Below are 18,691 nucleotides of genomic sequence, written 5' to 3' on the forward strand. Positions count from 1 at the left end.
TGGCGGAAGTCGACGACGCGGATGCCGTGGTCCAGGCAGCCGTCGTAGATCGCCTGGATGTGGCCGCCGCAGAGGGTGAAGAGGTGCGTGACGCCCTGCTCCGCGAGAGCCCGCGCCACGCGCCGGCCGCCGAAGTCCAGCCCCTTCACGCGCCGGCCTGCCCCTCCCTGCGCCGCGCCAGTTCCTCTTCCCGCAGCACGCGCCGCAGCACCTTGCCGACCATGCTCTTCGGAAGGTCGTCGCGGAACTCGTACTCCCGCGGCACCTTGTACGGCGCGAGGTGCGCCCGGCAGTGCGCGTCGAGCTCGCCGGCCGCCAGCACCACGCCCGGCTTCGTCACGACGAACGCCTTGATCGTCTCGCCGCGGTAGGGATCGGGGACGCCGACGACGGCCGCCTCCTTCACGCCGGGGTGCGCGTAGAGCACCTCCTCGACCTCCCGCGGGTAGACGTTGTAGCCGCCGGCGATGATCATCTCCTTCTTCCGGTCGGTGATGTAGAAGTAGCCGTCCTCGTCCATGCGGGCGATGTCCCCGGTGTGGAGCCAGCCGTCGCGCAGCGTCTCGGCCGTCTCCTCCGGCCGGTTCCAGTAGCCCTTCATCACCTGCGGGCCGCGGATGCAGAGCTCGCCCACCTCGCCGACGGGCACGTCGCGCTCGCCCGTTTCCACGTCGACGATGCGGCACTCCGTGTCGGGGAGGGGGAGGCCGATGCTGCCCGGCTTGCGCAGCCCCGTGGTGGGATTCGTGTGCGTGACGGGCGAGGCCTCCGAGAGGCCGTACCCTTCCACGACCGTGGCGCCGGTGCGACGCTCGAACTCCCGCATGACCTCGACCGGCATGGCCGCGCCGCCGCTATTGCACACGCGGAGGCTGGAGAGGTCCTCGGGCGTGACGCCCGGCAGGCTGTTGATGGCCACGTACATGGTCGGCACGCCGGGGAAGGACGTCGGCCGGCAGGTGCGGATCAGCTCCAGCACCGCCTGCGGATCGAAGCGCGGCACGAGGAGCATCGTCGCGCCGGTGTGGACGGCGTAGTTCATGCAGGCCGTCATTCCGTAGGAGTGGAAGAGCGGCAGGGCGCTGAGCACGACATTGTCCTCGCTGAGCATGTTCGACACCCACGTGGCGGTCTGCACCGCGTTGGCGACGAGGTTGAAGTGGGTGAGCATCGCGCCCTTGCTGGTGCCCGTGGTGCCGCCGGTGTACTGGAGCACGGCGACGTCCTCTTTCGGATTGATGGCGACGGGTTCGGGCGATGCCGGCGCCGTCAGGTCCTCGAACGGGATGGCCGGGCCGGCGGCGCCGGAAGCCGCGGACGCGGCCCCGCCCGTGGCCTGGGCGCCCGCTCCCGCGCCCGCCGCTCCCGGGGTGCGCACCACGACCACGTGGCGCAGGCGCGTGCGGCCGCGAACCGCCTCCACCCGGGGGACGAGCGCGTCCAGCGCGACGATGACCTCGGCGCCGGAGTCGTTCAGGAGGTGCTCCAGCTCGCGCTCCACGTAGAGCGGGTTCACCTGCGCGACGATGCCTCCGGCGATCATCGTGCCGTAGTACGCGATGACGTACTGCGGCAGGTTCGGCAGCATCAGGGCGACGCGGTCGCCCTTGCGCACCCCAAGCCGCTGCAGGCCCGCGGCGAAGTACGTGGCCGCGCCGTACAGCTCCCGGTACGTCATCTGGAACGAGCCCAGCCGGACCGCGATGCCGTCCGGCTTCTGCCGTGCCGTGCGTTCGAGCAGCTGGCCCATGGTGATGTCGGGGTACTCGAGGCGGGGAGGGACGTGGGGCGGATAGTGAGCCAGCCAGGGTTTGTCGGCGTAACCCATGGCTTTGCCTCCTCGATGTCCAGTTGGCAGCGCGATTCCACACCCTCGTGCGCAAGTCCTGCGAAGTCCCCGGTCCCCCGCGCCGGCTGCACCCACGGTCCCGGGGCTTCATAGGATGCCGACGCGTCGCGATGCGTCGCGCCAACCACGAACTTGCGGAGGGACGCCGATGTTGCCCATACCGACGCGCTTCGCCCTGGTGAGCGGGGCGGCGGAGGGCCGTGAGCCCCTCACGGCCTTTGATGCCGCGCTGCTGGCCGCGGGCGTCGGCGACGTCAACCTGCTCAAGGTTTCCAGCATCCTGCCGCCCGGCTGCCGGGAGGTCGAGCGCATCCCGTTGCCCCCGGGGGCGCTCGTGCCCATCGCGTATGGCGCGATCCGATCCACGGAGAGGGGCGCGCGGCTGGCGGCCGCGGTGGCCGTGGGCCTGGGCGCCCCGGGAAAGCCGGGCGTGATCGTGGAGCACACGCTGCGCGGCTCCAGGGAGGACGCGGAACGGATCGTCCGGGGGATGGTCGTGGAAGCGTTCGCCAACCGGCTGCGGGGCGAGCCGTCCGAGATCCGCGTCGCATCGGCGGAGCACGTGGTGGAGCGGACCGGCTGCGCCTTCGCGGGCGTCGTGCTCTGGTACGACTGAGCCGGCGCCGCCCCTCCGGGCGCGCTACACCTCCCGCCGCGCGCGCCCGCGCGGCCCGGCGAGGATCAGGAAGAGGGGCAGGCTGCCGGCCAGGGCGGCCCTCGGGACGAAGGCGAGCCCGAGATGGTGGGCGGCGACGCCGCCCAGGAGGGCGCCCACCGCCGCCGCGCAGGCTTCGGTCGCGTCGAGCAGGCCGCTCGCGCGGCCGCGCACCGTGTCGGGGACGCGAAGGGTCAGCCAGGCGTTGGTGGCCGTGCGCAGCACGGCGCTCATCGGGATCAGGTAGGCGAGGCTCACCGCCCACGGGGACCGCGACGCCATGAGCAGGTACATGGCGCAGTAGCCGACCGCGCTCCACAAGAAGAGCCGGTCGCCGCCGCGACGCCGCGCCGCCGCCGCGAGCGGGCCGTAGGCCCAGAGGCTCACGACCGTCGAGGCGCTGACCGTCAGCCCGTAGACCTTGGCGGGGACGCCCAGCACCTGCGTGACGTACACGCCGTAGGTCGCTCCCACCGCCTCCCACGTGAGGGACGCCACGAGCACGAAGGCGAGCACCGCTGCGGGCGATCGCCCCCCGGCGGCGGCCGCGCGGCGCGCGTCGCCGTCGCGCCCCACGCGGCGCCCCTCGGCCGCGTCCGGCTCCCGCTCCCACGCGCGCCACCCGCCGGTCGCGCGCACCGGCACGTCCGGCACGGCCCGCCCCACCCACGCAAGGCAGACCGCGAACGCTCCCGCCGCCATCCACATCCACGTCTTAAGGCCGGCGAAGTCGCCGTCGACGGTCCATCCGAGCAGCGCGCTGGCCAGGAGAAACCCGGCCGCCTCCGCCTGCTGCCACCGCGCGAGGCACCCGAGGGCGCGCCCGGGGTCCCGCAGCGTCAGCCACAGGCGCGCGACGGGGTTGAAGGCGCTGCTGAAGACGGACGACGCCGCGATCAGCGCGACCGCGTCGAGCGGCGCGCCGGCGCGGGGGAGCAGGAGCATCGCGGCCATGTAGGCGGCCAGGCCGATCAGGAGGAGCGGGCGCTGGCGGCCCAGGCGGTCGGCCAGCCGTCCCCAGGCGGGCGCCGTCACGAAGCGGACGGCCCCGGGCACGGCCGGCAGCAGCGCGATCACCCACAAGCGGTCCTCGCCCAGGTGCGTGTACAGGTAGATCGGCAGATAGGCGTAGAGCAGAACGTCCGCGGCCGCGCGGACCAGCGCCGCCAGATTGAGCGCAGAGATGGCAATTCCCCCACACCTACCGGAGCCCGCGTTCGCATAGAGGTCTATGTGCGCGTCGGCGTGGAAAGGACTGAGGGGATTTGGTCATCCGCATGCGGGCCGGCGTTCTGAAGCGCATTGGCGGCGTCCTTGCCGCGGCCATCCTGGCGTGGGCCGCGCTGATGAACGTCGCGCACCCGCCCCGTTCGGCCGCTCCGGCGACGGCTCCGGCCGAACCCGCCGCCCCGGGCGACGACGCCCAATGTGACCAGCCCGGAAAGACGGACGCCCGCCTGTACGGCCGCGTGTCGGAGGGCGAGCTGCCCTGGTCGGCGGAGATGCCGCCGCGCCTCGCCGCCCTCCTCGCGCAGACGCGCAGCGACCGCCTCGTCGCCGCGTTCCGCACGACGCTGCCCAACCCGCTGTTCAACGAGGAGTACAACATCGGTCTCGCCGCCGACCTTTTGGCCGGCCACGTCGTGGAGCCGGGGCAAGTGTTCTCCGTGCTGCGCGCCATCGGACCGTTCACCGCGAACCGCGGCTACCGCGACGGCCCGACGTACATCGGAAACCGCATCGTGCCGACGATCGCCGGCGGCGTGTGCAAGATCTCCTCGACGATGTACAACGCCGTCGTCTTCGCCGACCTGCAGGTCGTGGAGCGCCACCCGCACGGGATGCCCGTGCCCTACGTGCCGCCCGGCCGCGACGCGACGATCGCCTGGGGAGCCCTGGACTTCAAGTTCCGCAACAACCGCGACGCGCCGATCGTCATCTGGTCGGACACGAAGGGGTACACGCTCTACGTCGCCCTCTACGGGTCGTACGACCCGCCCGTCGTGACCTGGCACCACCAGGAGTTGTCGCGCGAGAAGGCGCCGACGATCCGCCGCGCGAACCCGGCCCTGCCGCACGGGGAGGAGCGCGTGATCGGCGAAGGGCTGGACGGCGTCACCGTCCGCACGTGGGTGACGATCGAGCGGCCCGGCCAGCCGCCCGAGACGAAGCCGATGGGCGTCGACCACTACCGCCCGCTGCCGCGGATCGTGGAGTACGGGCCTTGATTCGGGGGGCCGGGCTCGCGTGAACAACACCCTCCTCCTGGGACTTCTCGGGGCTCTCTGCTGGGGAATCGCGCCGGTCTTCGGCAAGCTCGGGCTGCGCGACATCCACCCGGTCGACGGGCTGGTCGCGCGCACCATCGTGACGATGACGTTCATCCTGGCGTGGATGGTCGGCGCCGGGCGGACCGCGCGCCTCGCGGCGATCGCGCCGATCGACTGGCTCTACCTCGGCCTCGAGGCGTTTCTCGCCACGCTCGCGGGCGACCTCTTCTATTACCTCGCGCTGAAATGGGGCACCGCCGGCGGCGCGGCCGTCGCGCTTTCGGTGTCGCCCGTCTTCACGGTCTGGGTGAGCAGCCTCTTCCTCCATGAGCCGTACACGTGGACGCAGATGATCGGCGCGCTGTTCGTGGCCCTCGGCATTCTCCTGGTGGCCGTCGGCGGAGGCGCGTGAGTCGAGATCGCACTGGAGCGGCCAGGCGTGCGCCGGCAGCCCGTGTGGCATACTGGCAACCGGGCAGGTGACGATCGCTTGCGCCGGCGCCTGGAATCCGAGCGCCTGACGGCCGCGGAACTCCTCGTGCGCTGCCTGGAAGTCGAGGGGGTGTCCCACGTCTTCGGCGTGCCCGGCGAGGAGAACATCGACGTGCTCGACGCGCTCGCCGGCTCGCCCGTCCGCTTCGTGCCGACGCGCCACGAGTCCGGCGCGGCGTTCATCGCGAACGTGCTCGGCCGCCTGACCGGCCGCGCCGGCGTGTGCCTGGCCACCCTCGGCCCCGGGGCCACGAACATGCTCACCGGCGTCGCCGACGCCACGCAGGACTTCGCGCCGGTCGTCGCCATCACGGGGCAGACGGCGCTCGCCCACATGCACAAGGAGTCGCACCAGGCCATCGACACGCGCCAGATGTACGAACCGGTGACGAAGTGGAGCGTGCGCGTGCTGCGCGGGGAGACGGTGCCGGAGATCGTCGGCAAGGCCTTCCGCCTCGCGGAGGCGGAAAAGCCCGGCGCGGTGCACGTCGAGCTTCCGGAGGACGTGGCGGAGTCGCCCGTCGACGGCGAACCGCGCGCCGTCCGGCGCGCGCCGAGGGGCGACGACGCCGCGCCCGAACCGGCAGAGGCGGCCATCCGCGCCGCCGCCGCGTGCATCCGGGACGCCCGCCAGCCCGTCATCCTCGCCGGCAACGGCGTCATCCGCGCGCACGCCACCGAGACCCTGCGCCAGTTCGCCCACAACCTGGGCATCCCCGTGCTGAACACGTTCATGGCCAAAGGCGTGCTGCCGCCGGACGACCCGCTCTCCCTCCTCACCGTCGGCCTGCAGTCGCGCGACTACCCGATGGCGGCGCTGGAAGAGGCGGACCTCGTCGTGGCCGTGGGGTACGACGCCATCGAGTACGCGCCGGAGCGATGGAACCCCGGCGGGCGCGTGCCCGTGGTGCACATCGGCCGGACGCCGCCGGACCCGGAGGTGGACTATCCCGCCTGCGCCGAGGTGATCGGGGCGCTCGCGACGTCGCTCGAGCGAGTGGGCGCGGCCGTCGGGCGGCGCGCCCCGTCGGCCAGGGCGGCGGCGTGGCGGGCTCTGGTGGAGGCGCGCATCCTGAACGCCGGGCCGGCGCCGCGCGAAGGGCGGCACGCGCGCGCCGGCCTGGACCCGCGGGAGGCGCTCCGGCCGCTGCAGTCCTGGATGGACCGGGGGGCCACGGTGGTGTCGGACGTCGGCGCCCACAAGGTCTGGGTGGCGCGCCACCTGCAGACGGGCCGGCCGAACTCCGTCCTCATCTCGAACGGGTTCGCGTCGATGGGCATCGCCGTTCCGGGCGCCATCGCGGCCAAGCTGGCGCATCCGGACCGGCCGGCGATCGCCCTCGCCGGGGACGGCGGCTTCCTCATGACGTGCATGGAGCTGGAGACGGCCCGCCGCCTGGCGACGCCGGTGACCGTCATCGTGTGGGCGGACGGGGGCTACGGGCTCATCAGCTGGAAACAGGAGCTGAAGTTTGGCCGATCCTTTGGAACCTCGTTCGACAACCCGGACCTGGCCCGGCTGGCCGAGGCCTTTGGCGCGCATTACGCGTACGCGGACACGGCGGGGTCCATCGCCGCGCTGCTTGAAAAGGCGGCGACGGCGGACCGGTCCACGATCATCGAGGTGCCCATCGATTACCGCGCGAACCTCGAACTCTCCAAGGAGCTTGAAGGCGCGGCGCGAACTTGAAGCCCATCCGCTAAACTCCTGCCACCTTTTCCGCGTCCAAAGGAATAGACTTGAAGCGGCCTTCGGTTTGGGAAGGGCGGTGAAAGGCATGACCATCGCCGAAGTCTGGCTCGCAGCGGGCATCGTCCTGTTCATCCTCGAAATCTTCTCCCTCGACTTCGTGTTGCTCTCGCTCGGCGCCGCGGCCTTTCTGGCCGGCGTGACCGCGTGGTTCGGCGCGGGGTGGACGGGGTCGATCGCGGCGTTCGCCGTCGCGGCGGTGGCGGCGCTCCTCTTCTTGAGGCCGTTCGCCGTCCGCAAGGTGCAGGCCAAGGGCGGGCCGACCAACGCGGAGGCGTTGATCGGCGCGGTCGGGTACGTGACGCGGCCGATCGACCCGCTCAAGGGCGGTCGCGTCCGCGTCGGCGGCGACGACTGGGCGGCCCGCGCCGACGAGCCGCTCGCGAAGGATACGCGCGTCGTCGTCGAATCCATCGAGGGCATCACGCTGTTCGTGAGGAGAGACGCCTGATGTTTGCGACCATCCTTTCCGTGATCGTGGCCCTCTTCGCCATCGCGCTGCTCACGCGGTCCATCCGGATCGTGGAGCAGGCGACGGCCGTCATCATCCAGCGGCTGGGCCGCTACCACACGACACTCGGCCCGGGCCTGCACATCATCGTGCCGTTCATCGACTCCGTGCGGGCGGTGCTGGACTTGCGGGAGCAGCCGGTCGAGTTCCAGAAGGTACCCGTCATCACGGAGGACAACGTGACGGTCCAGGTCGACACCATCGCGTACATCCAGGTCGTCGACCCGAAACGGGCCGTGTACGAGATCAGCAACTACCACGTCGCCATCGAGCGGCTCATCCAGACGACGCTCCGCAACGTCGCCGGCGACCTCACCCTGGACGAGATGCTCACCTCGCGCGAGCAGATCAACGCCAAGCTGCGCATCCACCTCGACGAGGTGGCCGACAAGTGGGGCGTGAAGGTCAACCGCGTGGAGCTGCGCGCCATCGAGCCGCCCGCGGAGATCCAGCACGCGATGGAGATGCAGATGAAGGCCGAGCGTGAACGCCGCGCGACGGTCACCGCGGCGGAGGCCGCGAAGCAGTCGGCCATCCTGCGGGCGGAGGGCGAGAAGCAGGCCGTCGTGCTGGCGGCCGAAGCGGCCAAGGAGCGGCAGGTGCTGGAGGCGGAAGGCGAGGCGCAGGCCATCCTCCGCGTGCGCCAGGCGCAGGCGGAAGGCTTGCGCCTGTTGCGGGAAGCGGGCGCGGACCAGGCCGTGCTGGCGCTGCAGGCGCTGGACGCGCTGCGCGCCGTGGCGGACGGCAAGGCGACGAAGATCTTCATCCCGTCGGACCTCATGAATGTCCTCGGCGCCGTGGGCGCGCTGGGCGAGGTGTTCCAACGTCAGGGGGAGGCGGCGCCCGCCAAGGGCGAGTGACCCCGTCCGCCGCTGCGTCGCCGGCCAAGCGGTGGGCCGGGCGATGACCGGTCGCGGAAGGCGGTCGTGAGCGGGCGCGGCGGAGTGAGCACGAGCGAGCGCGGATGAGAAACGTGGCCGGCAGGCTCCGGAGGATGGGGTCTGCCGGCCCTTCTGTTCGGCCCCCATTGGACGGGCGGCCTTCCGCTCGGCCGACGAAGGTTACATAATACAGCCAGAACCGGTCGGAAATCCCTGGCCGGTTCTCCGGATCATTCCAAATACCTCCGCATCATCCCGGTTCCGGGACGGTCCAGTGGTTCGGAGGTGAAACGTATGCAGCGGACGACTTGGCGCGAGTGGCTGACGGCTCTGGTTGGCGCGTGGTTCGTGATCAGCGCGTGGGCGCTGCCGTCGGCCGAGAACGATAGCGGGGTCTTCTGGAACGACCTTGTGTTCGGTCTCCTGACGCTGATCGCGGGCGCCTGGACCGCGCTCGATTCCGTGCGGGAGTCGACGTGGCGCGAGTGGCTCGCCGCGCTGTTCAGCGCGTGGCTGGCCGTCTCTCCGTGGGTGCTCGGCTTCACGCACCTGACCACGGATACCTGGGTGACGTTCATCGCCGGCGCGGTCGGCGCCATTGCGGCGGCGTGGACGGCGCTGGCGCCGACGGAACGGTCGTCGGAGTCGTCCTCGTCCTGAGGACGGTCGCCGCGGGCCGGGCGCCTTCACTGGATGGCGCGCGACGCGCCGAGGCGGCCCGTGCCCCGGCGACGGGCGGGTTCTCGTCGGCGTCATCGGGCCCAGCATTTCGCAGGGCGCGGGCAGGAGGCGTTGGCCTCCTGCCCGTTTTTTTTCACCCTCGCGCGTTCTTCAGGTACGCGATGGCGTCGGGCGTCATGGCCTGCGGCTCAAAACCGAAAGCCCTGCGGACGGAGTCGGGGTCCGTCACGTTGTCGTGGGCCAGCTGCGCCAGCTCTTCCGGGGTGACGGGCGGATCCGGCAGGAGGCGCGCCATCACCGGCACGACGGGTTTCATCAGCGCCATCGGCACGGGGACGGGAATCCGGCGGACGCCCAGCGCCTGCATCACGCGTTCCAGGATCTCGCGGTAGGTGAGCCGCTCCGGGCCGCCGATCTCATACACGCGCCCGGCGTGCGAACCGCCGGACAGGGCGGCGACGACGCAACGCGCCACGTCATCGGCGGCGATCGGCTGGAACCGGGTGCGGCCGCCCGCCGGCAGGGGCACGATCGGCGGCGGCGCCATGCGGATCGACTGCACAAGGCGGTCGAGGAACCCGAAGCCCTCGCCGAACATGACGGACGGGCGAAGCACCGTCCATTCCAGCTGCGACTCGCGCACGGCCCGCTCTCCGAGCCACTTGGAGTGGATGTACCGCAGGCTCGGGTCCTCCCGCGCCCCCAGGGCGCTCACGTGCACGATGCGGCGGACGCCCTGCCGTTCCGCCGCCGCGACCACGTTGCGCGTCCCTTCGACGTTGACGGCGTGGAAGGTGGCGTCGCCGCGCTCGCGGATGATGGCGACGAGGTGGACGACGGCCTCCGCGCCCGCCAGCGCCCGCTCCAGCGCGGCGGGGTCGCGGACGTCGGCGGCGACCGTTTCCACGCCCGAGGCGGCCCCGACCGGCGACGGACCGGCAGCGGCAGCCCCGGCGGGGGCGGCCCCGTGAACCATGGCCCGCACTTCGTGCCCGGCCGCCCGCAATTGCCGCACCACGCGCCGGCCCAGATATCCAGCGGCTCCCGTGACGACGACCTTCATCCCTGTGTCCTCCCTTCCGCGCGTTCCGCGGCTGCGCTCGCGAGGTCCGCGATCGCCGCCGCAAGTCGTTCCAGCTCCCGCGGTCCAAGGCGCACGATGGCGTCGACCACCGCGTCGAGCGCACGGTAGAAGTTCCGCAGCGCCCGGATGCGGCGCAGGGCTTCGCGGGCTTCCGGGTCCCCCGTCCGGCCGCCGTCTCCGGTCGCTTCGCCGGCCTGGTCGGGCACGCTGGCGGCGAGCGCAGCCTCCGCCTCCTCGACCAGCCGGAACGAGGCATCGAACTCCGGCTTCTGGCGCCGGCTCAGCGCGGCGAGGCCAATGCGCCAGAAGTCGGTCTCCGCCTCGAAGTACACGCGGCGATCCCCGCGCTTCCACGAGCGGCGCACCATGCCCAGCTGCTCGAGCGGGCGGACGGCGAGGCTGACGGCGCCCTTCGTGACGCCCAGCGCCTCCGCGACCTCCATAAGGCTGAGCGGGCGGCCGGCGAGGTAAAGGACGGCGTAGATCTCGCCGGGCGCCTTGCCCAGGCCCCAGAAGGCGCTCTGGCGGCCCAGCGCTTCGATGAGCAGCTCGCGCGCGCGCCGGGTGGCGTCCGTCATCGTGGTAACCTCCGATCCCGGTGACATTGTACGCTATGCAGGAAACGTTTAAAACGGTGTAAACGATACGACGAGTTGGGGCGCAGATTGCGCGCGTCGTTTCTGCTACCATGGCCGTATGAGCCTCGAATCGCGCGACGCAACCATCGACATGGACGACGCCAAAGCCGCCGGCGACACGACGCCGCAAGCCGCTCAAGCCCGCCGCGCCGCGGAAGCAGCGGGTTTCCCGCCGGGCATCCGCCTCATCGCGCTGGACCTGGACGACACGCTCCTCGGCGAGGACGGCCATATCCACCCGGACGATCTGGCCGCGCTTCACGCGGCGCGCGACCGCGGCGTGCGGCTGGTCGTCGCCACCGGCCGCACGTGGGTGGCGTGCAGGGAGTACGCCGCGCAGCTGGGGCCCGACGTGCCGGCCATCACCACCGGCGGCGCCCTCGTGCAGGACCACGAGGGCCGGCTCCTGCACAGTTGGCGCCTGCCGGTGGCCGTCGCGCGCGAGATCGTCGCGTGGGCCGACGCCCACGAGATCGCCGTCCGCGTCGACCTCGAGGACGAGTTTCTGTTCAACCGTCACCCCAGCGCCGGCTTCTGGCCCCCGGATTACGAGCTCCAGCCGTTCGAGCGCGTGGTCGGCGGCCTCGTCCGGTCGCTCGACCGCGACCCGTTCCAGGTGGTCGCCGTCGGTCGGGAGGCGGTGCGCGGCCTCCTGCGCGCCTTCGGCCACCTGGACGGCGAGATCCGGCTCCTCGCGCTGCCGGACCGGGACGACCCGGTCGTGCTCCACATCACCCACCGCCAGGCGACGAAAGGGATCGCCCTCGCGTGGCTCTGCGAGCACCTGGGCATCCCGCGGGCGTCCACCATGGCCTTCGGCGACGGCATCAACGACCTGCCCATGCTGAGTTACGCGGCGGTGGCGGTGGCGGCGCGGCGCGCGGTGCCGGCGGCGCGGTTCCTGGCGGACGATGTCGTGCCGGGACCGGGCGGCATCGCCGAGGTGTTGCGACGGCACGGCGTCATCGGGGGTTAGGGGGACCGAGCGGGTGACGCCGGTCACCGCGTTGGAGGCGAAACCATGGCACGAGCTCTGACGGTGTACCTGCTGGGCGTGCTGGTCGGGGCCCTGGACGTGAGCGTGATCGGCCCGGCCTTTCCCTTGATCGCGAAGGATTTCGGCGTGTCGCTCACCTGGGACGCATGGACGGTGACGGCGTACACGGTCGCATACGCGGCGGCCACGGTGCTCGCCGGCGCGCTGGGCGACCGCTACGGGCGGCGCCGCCTGTTCGCCGTCGGGATGGCGCTGTTCGGCGCCGGTTCGGCGGTTGTCGCCTGGTCGGGGGCGTTCTGGGTCTTCCTTCTGGGCCGGGCCGTGCAAGGCGCCGGGGCGGGGACGATCTTCCCGAACGCCCAGGCGGAGGGTGTGCGCTTCTTCCCAGAGGAGCGGCGCGGCACGGCGCTCGGCATCTTCGGCGCCGTCTTCGGCCTGGCGAGCATCATCGGCCCGAACGTCGGCGGGGCGCTCGCGCAGGCGTTCGGCTGGCCGGCGATCTTCATGTTGAATCTCCCCCTGGCGGCGCTCGTGCTGCTGCTCGTGCCGACGCTTCCGGCGACGCCTGGGCACGGCCGGGAGCTGCCGGATGTCGCCGGCGGCGTGGCCTTCGCCAGCGCCGTGGCGGGCGTCCTCCTGGGCCTGACGTACGGCGGGGCCGCGCGCTGGGCGGCATGGGGCGCAGCCGTCGCGCTCTTCGCGCTGTTCGCGCACCGGCAACGGCGCGCCCCGGTGCCGTTTCTCGACACCGGCGCCATCGCGAACGCCGCCGGTGCGGCGCTGGTTGCCGGCGCGGCGATCGTGGGCCTCGACATGGCGGCGGCCGTGTTCGTGCCCGACCTGGCGCAGCGCGTGCTGCACTTCAGCGTGTTCGAGTCCGGGCTCGCGGTGATGCCGGCCGCCGTTTCCGGCGCCGTCCTGGCCGGTGCCGGGGGCGTGCTGGTGGATCGCATCGGACCCCGGCGCGTTCTGCAGATCGGGCTGGCGGCCGGCGCCGTGGGCGGCGTGCTGCTGGCCCTGCCGCACCTGACGTTCGCGCGCTTCGTGGTGGCGATGGCCTTCTTCGGCATGGGCACGGCGTTCACCATGGGCGCGCCGCTCAACCGGATCGCTTTGGCGCTCTACCGGGACGAGCGGGCCGGCGAGGCGCTGTCGCTCGTCGCCGTCTTCCGGACGATCGGGCTGGCCGCGGGGCCGGTATTGCTGGCGCTGGCCGCGCGGCGCGCGGGGGACGCCGGCCTGTTCGGCGCCGTCGCGGTGGCGTCCCTCGCGGGGATCCTGCTGTTCAGCCGCGTGCGCGACGTCCGCGCGGCGGCGCGCGAGACGGCATAGCGGCACCGTCCGCGCTCGCGCCCGCTTGTGGCCCGCCTGCCGGGGGTTCGGACGCCTACCGACCCGCCGCCGGCCGCGGCATCTCCCGCGGCGCCGCCGAGCCCGTGGCCTCGCTCGGGCCGACGAGGAACCACGCGATCGCCAGTCCCACGCTGGCCGAGACCAGCGACGCGGCCGGCACCCAGGCCAGTCCGAGCGCGTCGGCCACGGCGCCGCTCGCCAGGGCGCCGAGAGCCCCCGCAAGCGCCGCCGTGCCCTCGCAGATGCCGACGGCCTCGCCGCGCACGCTGGGCGGCGTCCGGTAGGCGAGCCAACCCGTGGCGCCGGCCGTCGCCAGGGGGTACATCGGCAGGGTGTAGATGATGGCCGTGGCCAGCGGGTCGCGGACGAGGATGCTGAGCGAGAACATGATCACGTAGCCGAGCGCGGCCGCGCGCAGCACGCGGTGCGGACCGTAGCGGTCGGCCAGCCGCCCGATCGGCCCCAGCACCGCCATGCCCAGCAGGCTAGACCCGCCGAGGGTGAGGCCGACGTCGTCCGTCGACCCGTGCAGGTACTCCGTGAGGTACGGGCCGAGGAGAGCGAAGAACGCCTCGCTGGCGCAGGCCACGAAGAGCACGTACAGGGCCACGCTCAAGACGGCAGGATTCCGCCACGCACGGCCCTGCCCGGCGGCGTGAGGGAACGACCGCTCCGGGCGGAATGCCGCATCCTCACTGGGGACGAGTTCCGTCGCCGGAGACGCCGCCGGCAGTTGCGGCTCAGCCGTGAATCCCGCGCGCGCGAGCGAAGCCGTGGGGGCGCCCACGCCCGGCGTTGCCGCGTCCAAGGGCGGCCTCGACCTGCGTGAAGCTGCCGGCCTCGCCTGCACGATCCACAGTCCAGCGGCGATTAGGCCCGAGCCTGCCGCGACCGCCTGCAACACGTGAGGTAGGACGGCGATGCTGAATTCGCGCACACACACGCTGATGACGATGCTTCCCACGAACCAGCCGGCCGTGCGGGCGCGATAGAAACCCGCGACCGCCTGCGCCGGCCTGTCGGGATGGCGCAGCGTCTGCCACGCCGGCGCGAGACCCGGCACGGCCGCGAGCGCCGCGGCCGTCGCCACCGCCTCGGCCATGAACGGCCCGCTGCCGCGCGTCAGCGACAGGGCGAGCATGAGCGACGCGGCAAGCCCGAGCCCGGAGGCGACCAGCGCGAGCGGCCGCCCGGTCCGGTCGCCCTGCCGGCCCCACGCCGCAGCCATGACGAACGTGACGAGCGACGCCAGGCCCGTGGTGAGCGTGATCCGGGACAGGTGCGCCCAGCCGAGCGTCTCCCGCATGTACAGAGGGCCGTACCCGAAAAACGTCGCGCCAAAGGTGCCCTCCGCCAGCGCCGCCCCCAGCATGAGAACGTGCGCCGGGTCCAGACGAGAAGCCTGCCGCATGTGTCCTCCTATGCGTCCTGACGGGCTACGATCGGCCGGCCGCCCGCGCGAGACGGCTCAAAAGCGCATCCGGCTCCGCCCGCTCGACCGTCCACCCGGACGCGCCGTGCGCGCGCGCGAACGCGTCCAGGGCTGCGCTCAGGCGACGGACGCGGGCGCGATCCGGCGCGACGCCGTCCTCCAGCGCGATGCGCTCGATGCGCAAGGTGGCGGAGCCCCTGTCCAAGCGAGGGTCCAGGCGACCGACGAGGCGGTCGCCTTCCACGATGGGCATCGCGTAGTAGCCGAATGTGCGCTTCTCCTTGGGAGTGTACACCTCCCACGTGTAGGAGAAGCCGAAGAGGTCCTCAAGCCGCCGGCGGGACCAGAGGAGGTTGTCCAGAGGGGGGACGAAGGCCACGAACGGCTGAACGTCGGCGCGATCCAACGCGTCCAGGTGGTCCAGGTCCTCCGCCAGGACGAAGTACGGCCGCCGCAGCCCCTCGACGCGGATCTCGCGGAGGAGGCCTCGGCGCACGTCCTCCTCCGCCCGCCGGCGGCGCTCCGCGGCCGGCATGGCCGTCCAGCCGAAGCGGAAGTCCGACAGGTCGAACACGCGCAGGGCACGGTAGTACTTCCACCGAAGCTCGCGACGGAACGCCTCCAGCGCCTCGGCAAGGCTGGGGAGGCCCCGGACCCCCTCCACCTGGCTCCAGATGTGAGGCGGCAGGACGCGTTCGGGAAGCGCGTATCCCTTCTCGATTCCGGCGCGGCGCGCGACGACGGCCCGCCCTCCCAGGAGAAGCTGGCCCAGGGGCGGGATGCCGTCCGGGCGGGGCGTGTCCCCGGCCGGCATGTACCCCGCGGACCACAATTCCGACGCCGTGCCGAGCTGGCGCGCCGTCTGCCCGGGCGACCGCCCGAGGGCCTCGACGATGCGGTTCAAGGTGTCGACGTCCGTGTTCGGGGAGGCAAGGGCGGCTCTCCAGAAGTGCTCCATGACCACCGCATAGGTGGGCAGATCCTCCGTGGGCAGGACGCAGCGGGCGTTGCTGGCGTACTCGAAAACACGCCCCACAGGGTACAGGGCCTCCAGGTCCGCGGCCCGGTACCCGCCGACGCGCGCGGCCAACACCAGGTGATGGTTCGGGGCGACGGCCGAGACGGGATCCACCTGGACGCACTCCAGGCGCCGGATGGCCTCCAGCGCCCCCGTATCGCCGCGCAACTCCGCCTGCCAAGGTTGGACCTCGTCCGTCTGCAACAGTCCCTGGCGCCAGAGCAACAGCCGCCGCAGGACCCGTGCTCCGACGTTCAGCGTCGACTCTCCCTTCCAGGCCAACGTAACCGAACATACGTTCGCCGTCAAGGGTGCGTCGGCAAAGGCCCGATGCCGGCCTGAGGCCGGCGGCCCACACGCGACAGGGGCTTGTATGGTTGCAGAATCTTCCCATGATCTTGAAATCCCCATGTCCACCGGATTCAATGGGATTAAAGTGGTGTTCAGTGACGCTGATCCCAATGGGGGCGATCGCGTGTTGGACAAGCTCTGGAGCGGAACGATGCGGCGGCTCGCGCGGCTTGCCGCGGCACTCCTCGCCGGCGCCGTGCTGATGACCGGATGCGGCGGCGGATCGAGCAGCAGCGGCACGGGATCGTCGGGTTCCCAGGGCGGCGCCGAGAACGTGGCGGTCTACGCCGTCACCACGGAGCCCATGATCTTCTGGGACCCGAGCGACGGCTTCTCGAACGAAATCATCGCCATGAACAACTTCTACGAGACGCTGTTGCGCTACGACCCGGCGTCCAATTCCTTCATCAAAGTCCTGGCGACGGATTACAAGAGCTCGCCCGACGCGCTCACGTGGACGTTCACGCTGCGCAAGGGCGTGAAGTTCCACACCGGCAAGACCATGACGTCGGCGGACGTCAAGGCGTCCTTTGAGCGGACGATGAAGCACGGGAAGGGCGCGGCCTACATCCTGGACCCGATCCAGTCCATCGACACGCCGGACGAATCCACGGTGGTGTTCCACCTCAAGTATGCCGCGCCGATGGACCTGATCGTGAGCTCGCCGTACGCGGCGTACGTGTTCGACACGGACGTGCTGAAGAAGAACGGCGACGACTGGTTCAACAAGCAGCACGAGGCGGGCACCGGCCCGTACATGCTGAAGAGCTGGAAGCAGAACGACTCCCTGGTTCTGCAGAAGTTCCCCGACTACTGGGGCGGGTGGAAGGACAACCAGTTCGACACGGTGATCATCAAGCCGGTCGAGGAGACCTCGACCAAGATGCAGATGCTGCAGGCCGGCCAGGCGGACGTCGTCGACCAGCTGCCGTACGAGCAGCTTGAGGCGCTGAAGAACGACCCGAACGTGGAGATCGTGAGGACGAACGCGTGGCAGAACCTGCTGGCCTTCTTCAACACCAAGAAGAAGCCGCTGGACGATGTGCGCGTCCGCCAGGCGCTCTCGTATGCCTTCCCGTACCGGAGCGTGATCGACGACGTGATGCACGGCATGGCCACGCAAGCGCGCGGTCCGGTGCCGGCGGGCCTCTGGGGTCACGACGACAACCTGTTCCAGTACCAGGACGACCTCGAAAAGGCGAAGCAGCTTCTGGACCAGGCGGGCGTGAAGCCGGGCCTCAAGCTGACGCTGACCTACACCTCCGGCGACGAGAACGAGCGCCGCGTGGCGGAGCTCTGGAAGGCCGAGCTGGCGAAGCTGGGCATCACCCTGGACATCCAGGCGATGCCGTGGGATCCGCAGTGGCAGCTGGCGAAGGCCACCGATCCCAACAAGCGCCAGGACATTCTCATGATGTACTGGTGGCCGGACTACGCGAACCCGTACAGCTTCCTGTGGAACATGTTCCACAGCGAGGACACGGTGAACTTCAACCTCGCGTACTACAGCAACCCGGAGTTCGACAAGCTGATCGACGACGCCAACCAGATCTCCGCAACCGACCGCGCGCAGGCGGAGGCCAAGTACGCGCAGGCGCAGGAGATCCTGGTCAGGGACGCGCCGGCCGTGTTCATCTACGACCAGAACTACGTCCGGCCGGTCCGCAAGTCGTTCGGGGGTTACGTCGACAACCCGGCCTACCCGAACGTCGTGTTCTTCTACAACGCGTACCGGAAGTGAGCGCACGGGCGCGAATGGCGCGGGCACCGGCCCCCGCTCCGGGGGCCGGTGCTTCGCATCGGCCGGAACGGCGGCGCGAAGCGTGGCGGAGCGCGCCGGCATCTCATAGGGGGTGAGCGGCCGTGGCTGCGTATATCGGCCGGCGACTGTTGCTCGGCCTGATCGTCGTGTGGGGATTGACCATCGTGACGTTCGCCATCGCCCGCGTGGCGCCGGGCGACCCGGCCGCGCGCTGGGTGGGGCCGCACGCCACGGCGGAGCAGATCGCGCGCGCCCGCGTGGAGCTGGGCCTGGACAAACCTCTCTACGTGCAGTACGGCCGGTACGTGAGCCAGCTCCTGCACGGAGACCTGGGCGTCTCCATCCGCACGCACGAGCCGGTCGCGGCCGACATCCGCACGTTCCTGCCGGCGTCCCTGGAGTTGACCGTCGCGGGCATGGCCCTGGCCGTGGCGCTGGGGATCCCGCTCGGCGTCGCGGCCGCGGCGCGCAGCGGGCGCTGGCTCGACCACCTGACGCGGCTCACGTCCATCGGCGGCGTGTCGATGCCGACGTTCTGGCTGGCGATGATCCTGCAGCTCGTCTTCTTCAAGCAGCTGCACCTCCTGCCGCTCTCCGGGCGCATCGACACGATGACGCCGCTCCTCCACCCGGTGCGGCCGATCACCGGCTCCTTCCTGGTCGACGGCCTTTTGGAGGGGAACTGGCCGGTGGTGAAGGACGCCCTCGCGCACCTGATCCTGCCGGCGGTAACGCTTGCCGCCTACCCGCTGGGGCTGATCGTGCGCATGCTGCGCTCCTCGATGATCGAGACGCTCGGCGAGGACTACGTGCGCGCGGCGCGCGCGGCCGGATTCCGCGAGCGGGTCGTCGTCTACCGCTACGCGCTGAAGAACGCCATCGCGCCGACGCTGACGGTGATGGCGCTCACGTTCGCGTACTCTCTGACGGGCACGTTCCTCATCGAGTCCGTCTTCGACTGGCCCGG

At 71.4% G+C, this 18,691-nt stretch carries 18 protein-coding genes; 11 read left to right on the forward strand and 7 right to left on the reverse strand.

Translation table 11 applies throughout. The features are described 5' to 3' along the window. On the reverse strand, positions 1–149 hold a 149-nt coding region (locus IRZ18_03725; GenBank protein MBX5476215.1), incomplete at its 3' end, for a hypothetical protein. Next, positions 146–1,828 carry a long-chain fatty acid--CoA ligase gene (locus tag IRZ18_03730; protein ID MBX5476216.1) on the reverse strand — a complete coding sequence of 561 codons (1,683 nt, stop codon included), beginning with the start codon at positions 1,826–1,828 and terminating at the stop codon, positions 146–148. The genes IRZ18_03725 and IRZ18_03730, both read right to left, overlap by 4 nt. A gap of 169 nt (positions 1,829–1,997) precedes the next feature. Between IRZ18_03730 and IRZ18_03735 the strand changes: the two genes are divergently transcribed. Then, positions 1,998–2,465: an arginine decarboxylase, pyruvoyl-dependent gene (locus tag IRZ18_03735; GenBank protein ID MBX5476217.1), complete on the forward strand. Its 468-nt coding sequence runs from the start codon at positions 1,998–2,000 to the stop codon at positions 2,463–2,465. 24 nt (positions 2,466–2,489) lie between these two features. Here the strand turns inward: IRZ18_03735 and IRZ18_03740 are convergent, their stop codons facing one another. Further along, the gene (locus tag IRZ18_03740) at positions 2,490–3,737 is read right to left on the reverse strand and encodes an MFS transporter (GenBank protein MBX5476218.1); all 1,248 of its coding nucleotides are present in this window, start codon (positions 3,735–3,737) and stop codon (positions 2,490–2,492) included. Positions 3,738–3,769: 32 nt separating this feature from the next. On the opposite strand from IRZ18_03740, the gene IRZ18_03745 reads away from it, so the two are divergent. The 6 genes from IRZ18_03745 (at position 3,770) to IRZ18_03770 (ending at position 9,068) form a co-directional block, all read left to right on the forward strand. Next, positions 3,770–4,732, forward strand: a complete 963-nt coding sequence (locus IRZ18_03745) for a VanW family protein (GenBank protein MBX5476219.1) — start codon at positions 3,770–3,772, stop codon at positions 4,730–4,732. Between the two features lie 19 nt (positions 4,733–4,751). Continuing rightward, a complete protein-coding gene (locus tag IRZ18_03750) occupies positions 4,752–5,186 on the forward strand; it encodes an EamA family transporter (GenBank protein MBX5476220.1) in 435 nt (144 codons plus the stop codon). Positions 5,187–5,291: 105 nt separating this feature from the next. Then, positions 5,292–6,956, forward strand: a complete 1,665-nt coding sequence (locus IRZ18_03755) for an acetolactate synthase large subunit (GenBank protein MBX5476221.1) — start codon at positions 5,292–5,294, stop codon at positions 6,954–6,956. An 88-nt stretch (positions 6,957–7,044) separates the two neighbouring features. Further along, a complete protein-coding gene (locus tag IRZ18_03760; GenBank protein ID MBX5476222.1) occupies positions 7,045–7,467 on the forward strand; it encodes an NfeD family protein in 423 nt (140 codons plus the stop codon). Next, positions 7,467–8,387, forward strand: a complete 921-nt coding sequence (locus IRZ18_03765) for an SPFH/Band 7/PHB domain protein (GenBank protein MBX5476223.1) — start codon at positions 7,467–7,469, stop codon at positions 8,385–8,387. The genes IRZ18_03760 and IRZ18_03765 overlap by 1 nt, the downstream gene beginning before the upstream one ends. A gap of 315 nt (positions 8,388–8,702) precedes the next feature. Beyond that, positions 8,703–9,068 carry an SPW repeat protein gene (locus IRZ18_03770; protein ID MBX5476224.1) on the forward strand — a complete coding sequence of 122 codons (366 nt, stop codon included), beginning with the start codon at positions 8,703–8,705 and terminating at the stop codon, positions 9,066–9,068. Positions 9,069–9,222: 154 nt separating this feature from the next. Here IRZ18_03770 and IRZ18_03775 read toward each other — a convergent pair whose 3' ends face one another. Together IRZ18_03775 and IRZ18_03780 are read right to left on the reverse strand one after the other, a co-directional pair. Next, positions 9,223–10,152 (reverse strand): complex I NDUFA9 subunit family protein, encoded by a 930-nt coding sequence (locus tag IRZ18_03775; GenBank protein ID MBX5476225.1) that lies wholly within the window; start codon positions 10,150–10,152, stop codon positions 9,223–9,225. Further along, positions 10,149–10,751 carry a MarR family transcriptional regulator gene (locus IRZ18_03780; protein ID MBX5476226.1) on the reverse strand — a complete coding sequence of 201 codons (603 nt, stop codon included), beginning with the start codon at positions 10,749–10,751 and terminating at the stop codon, positions 10,149–10,151. Before IRZ18_03780 ends, IRZ18_03775 begins: the two co-directional genes overlap by 4 nt. 151 nt (positions 10,752–10,902) lie before the next feature. Between IRZ18_03780 and IRZ18_03785 the strand changes: the two genes are divergently transcribed. Both IRZ18_03785 and IRZ18_03790 read left to right on the forward strand, forming a co-directional pair. Then, on the forward strand, positions 10,903–11,787 hold the full coding sequence (locus IRZ18_03785; protein ID MBX5476227.1) for an HAD family phosphatase: 885 nt from the start codon (positions 10,903–10,905) through the stop codon (positions 11,785–11,787). A gap of 45 nt (positions 11,788–11,832) precedes the next feature. Beyond that, on the forward strand, positions 11,833–13,140 hold the full coding sequence (locus IRZ18_03790) for an MFS transporter (protein ID MBX5476228.1): 1,308 nt from the start codon (positions 11,833–11,835) through the stop codon (positions 13,138–13,140). Positions 13,141–13,195: 55 nt separating this feature from the next. On the opposite strand, the gene IRZ18_03795 is transcribed toward IRZ18_03790, so the two are convergent. Further along, a complete protein-coding gene (locus tag IRZ18_03795) occupies positions 13,196–14,572 on the reverse strand; it encodes an MFS transporter (protein ID MBX5476229.1) in 1,377 nt (458 codons plus the stop codon). 25 nt (positions 14,573–14,597) lie between these two features. Continuing rightward, positions 14,598–15,893, reverse strand: a complete 1,296-nt coding sequence (locus IRZ18_03800) for a YcaQ family DNA glycosylase (GenBank protein ID MBX5476230.1) — start codon at positions 15,891–15,893, stop codon at positions 14,598–14,600. Positions 15,894–16,086: 193 nt separating this feature from the next. On the opposite strand from IRZ18_03800, the gene IRZ18_03805 reads away from it, so the two are divergent. Together IRZ18_03805 and IRZ18_03810 are read left to right on the forward strand one after the other, a co-directional pair. Further along, the gene (locus tag IRZ18_03805) at positions 16,087–17,703 is read left to right on the forward strand and encodes an ABC transporter substrate-binding protein (GenBank protein MBX5476231.1); all 1,617 of its coding nucleotides are present in this window, start codon (positions 16,087–16,089) and stop codon (positions 17,701–17,703) included. Between the two features lie 122 nt (positions 17,704–17,825). After that, the coding region (locus tag IRZ18_03810) for an ABC transporter permease (GenBank protein ID MBX5476232.1) at positions 17,826–18,691 on the forward strand (866 nt) is incomplete at its 3' end.

This window comes from Clostridia bacterium (assembly GCA_019683875.1).
Lineage (GTDB): Bacteria > Bacillota > Sulfobacillia > RBS10-35 > Bu92 > Bu92.

Excerpts from the sequence above, each read along its gene's own strand:
- IRZ18_03735 (MBX5476217.1), top strand. The coding sequence starts at position 1,998 with ATGTTGCCCATACCGACGCGCTTCGCCCTGGTGAGCGGGGCGGCGGAG.
- IRZ18_03790 (MBX5476228.1), top strand. The coding sequence starts at position 11,833 with ATGGCACGAGCTCTGACGGTGTACCTGCTGGGCGTGCTGGTCGGGGCC.
- IRZ18_03760 (MBX5476222.1), top strand. The coding sequence starts at position 7,045 with ATGACCATCGCCGAAGTCTGGCTCGCAGCGGGCATCGTCCTGTTCATC.
- IRZ18_03730 (MBX5476216.1), bottom strand. The coding sequence starts at position 1,828 with ATGGGTTACGCCGACAAACCCTGGCTGGCTCACTATCCGCCCCACGTC.
- IRZ18_03765 (MBX5476223.1), top strand. The coding sequence starts at position 7,467 with ATGTTTGCGACCATCCTTTCCGTGATCGTGGCCCTCTTCGCCATCGCG.
- IRZ18_03780 (MBX5476226.1), bottom strand. The coding sequence starts at position 10,751 with ATGACGGACGCCACCCGGCGCGCGCGCGAGCTGCTCATCGAAGCGCTG.
- IRZ18_03785 (MBX5476227.1), top strand. The coding sequence starts at position 10,903 with ATGGACGACGCCAAAGCCGCCGGCGACACGACGCCGCAAGCCGCTCAA.
- IRZ18_03795 (MBX5476229.1), bottom strand. The coding sequence starts at position 14,572 with ATGCGGCAGGCTTCTCGTCTGGACCCGGCGCACGTTCTCATGCTGGGG.
- IRZ18_03770 (MBX5476224.1), top strand. The coding sequence starts at position 8,703 with ATGCAGCGGACGACTTGGCGCGAGTGGCTGACGGCTCTGGTTGGCGCG.
- IRZ18_03775 (MBX5476225.1), bottom strand. The coding sequence starts at position 10,152 with ATGAAGGTCGTCGTCACGGGAGCCGCTGGATATCTGGGCCGGCGCGTG.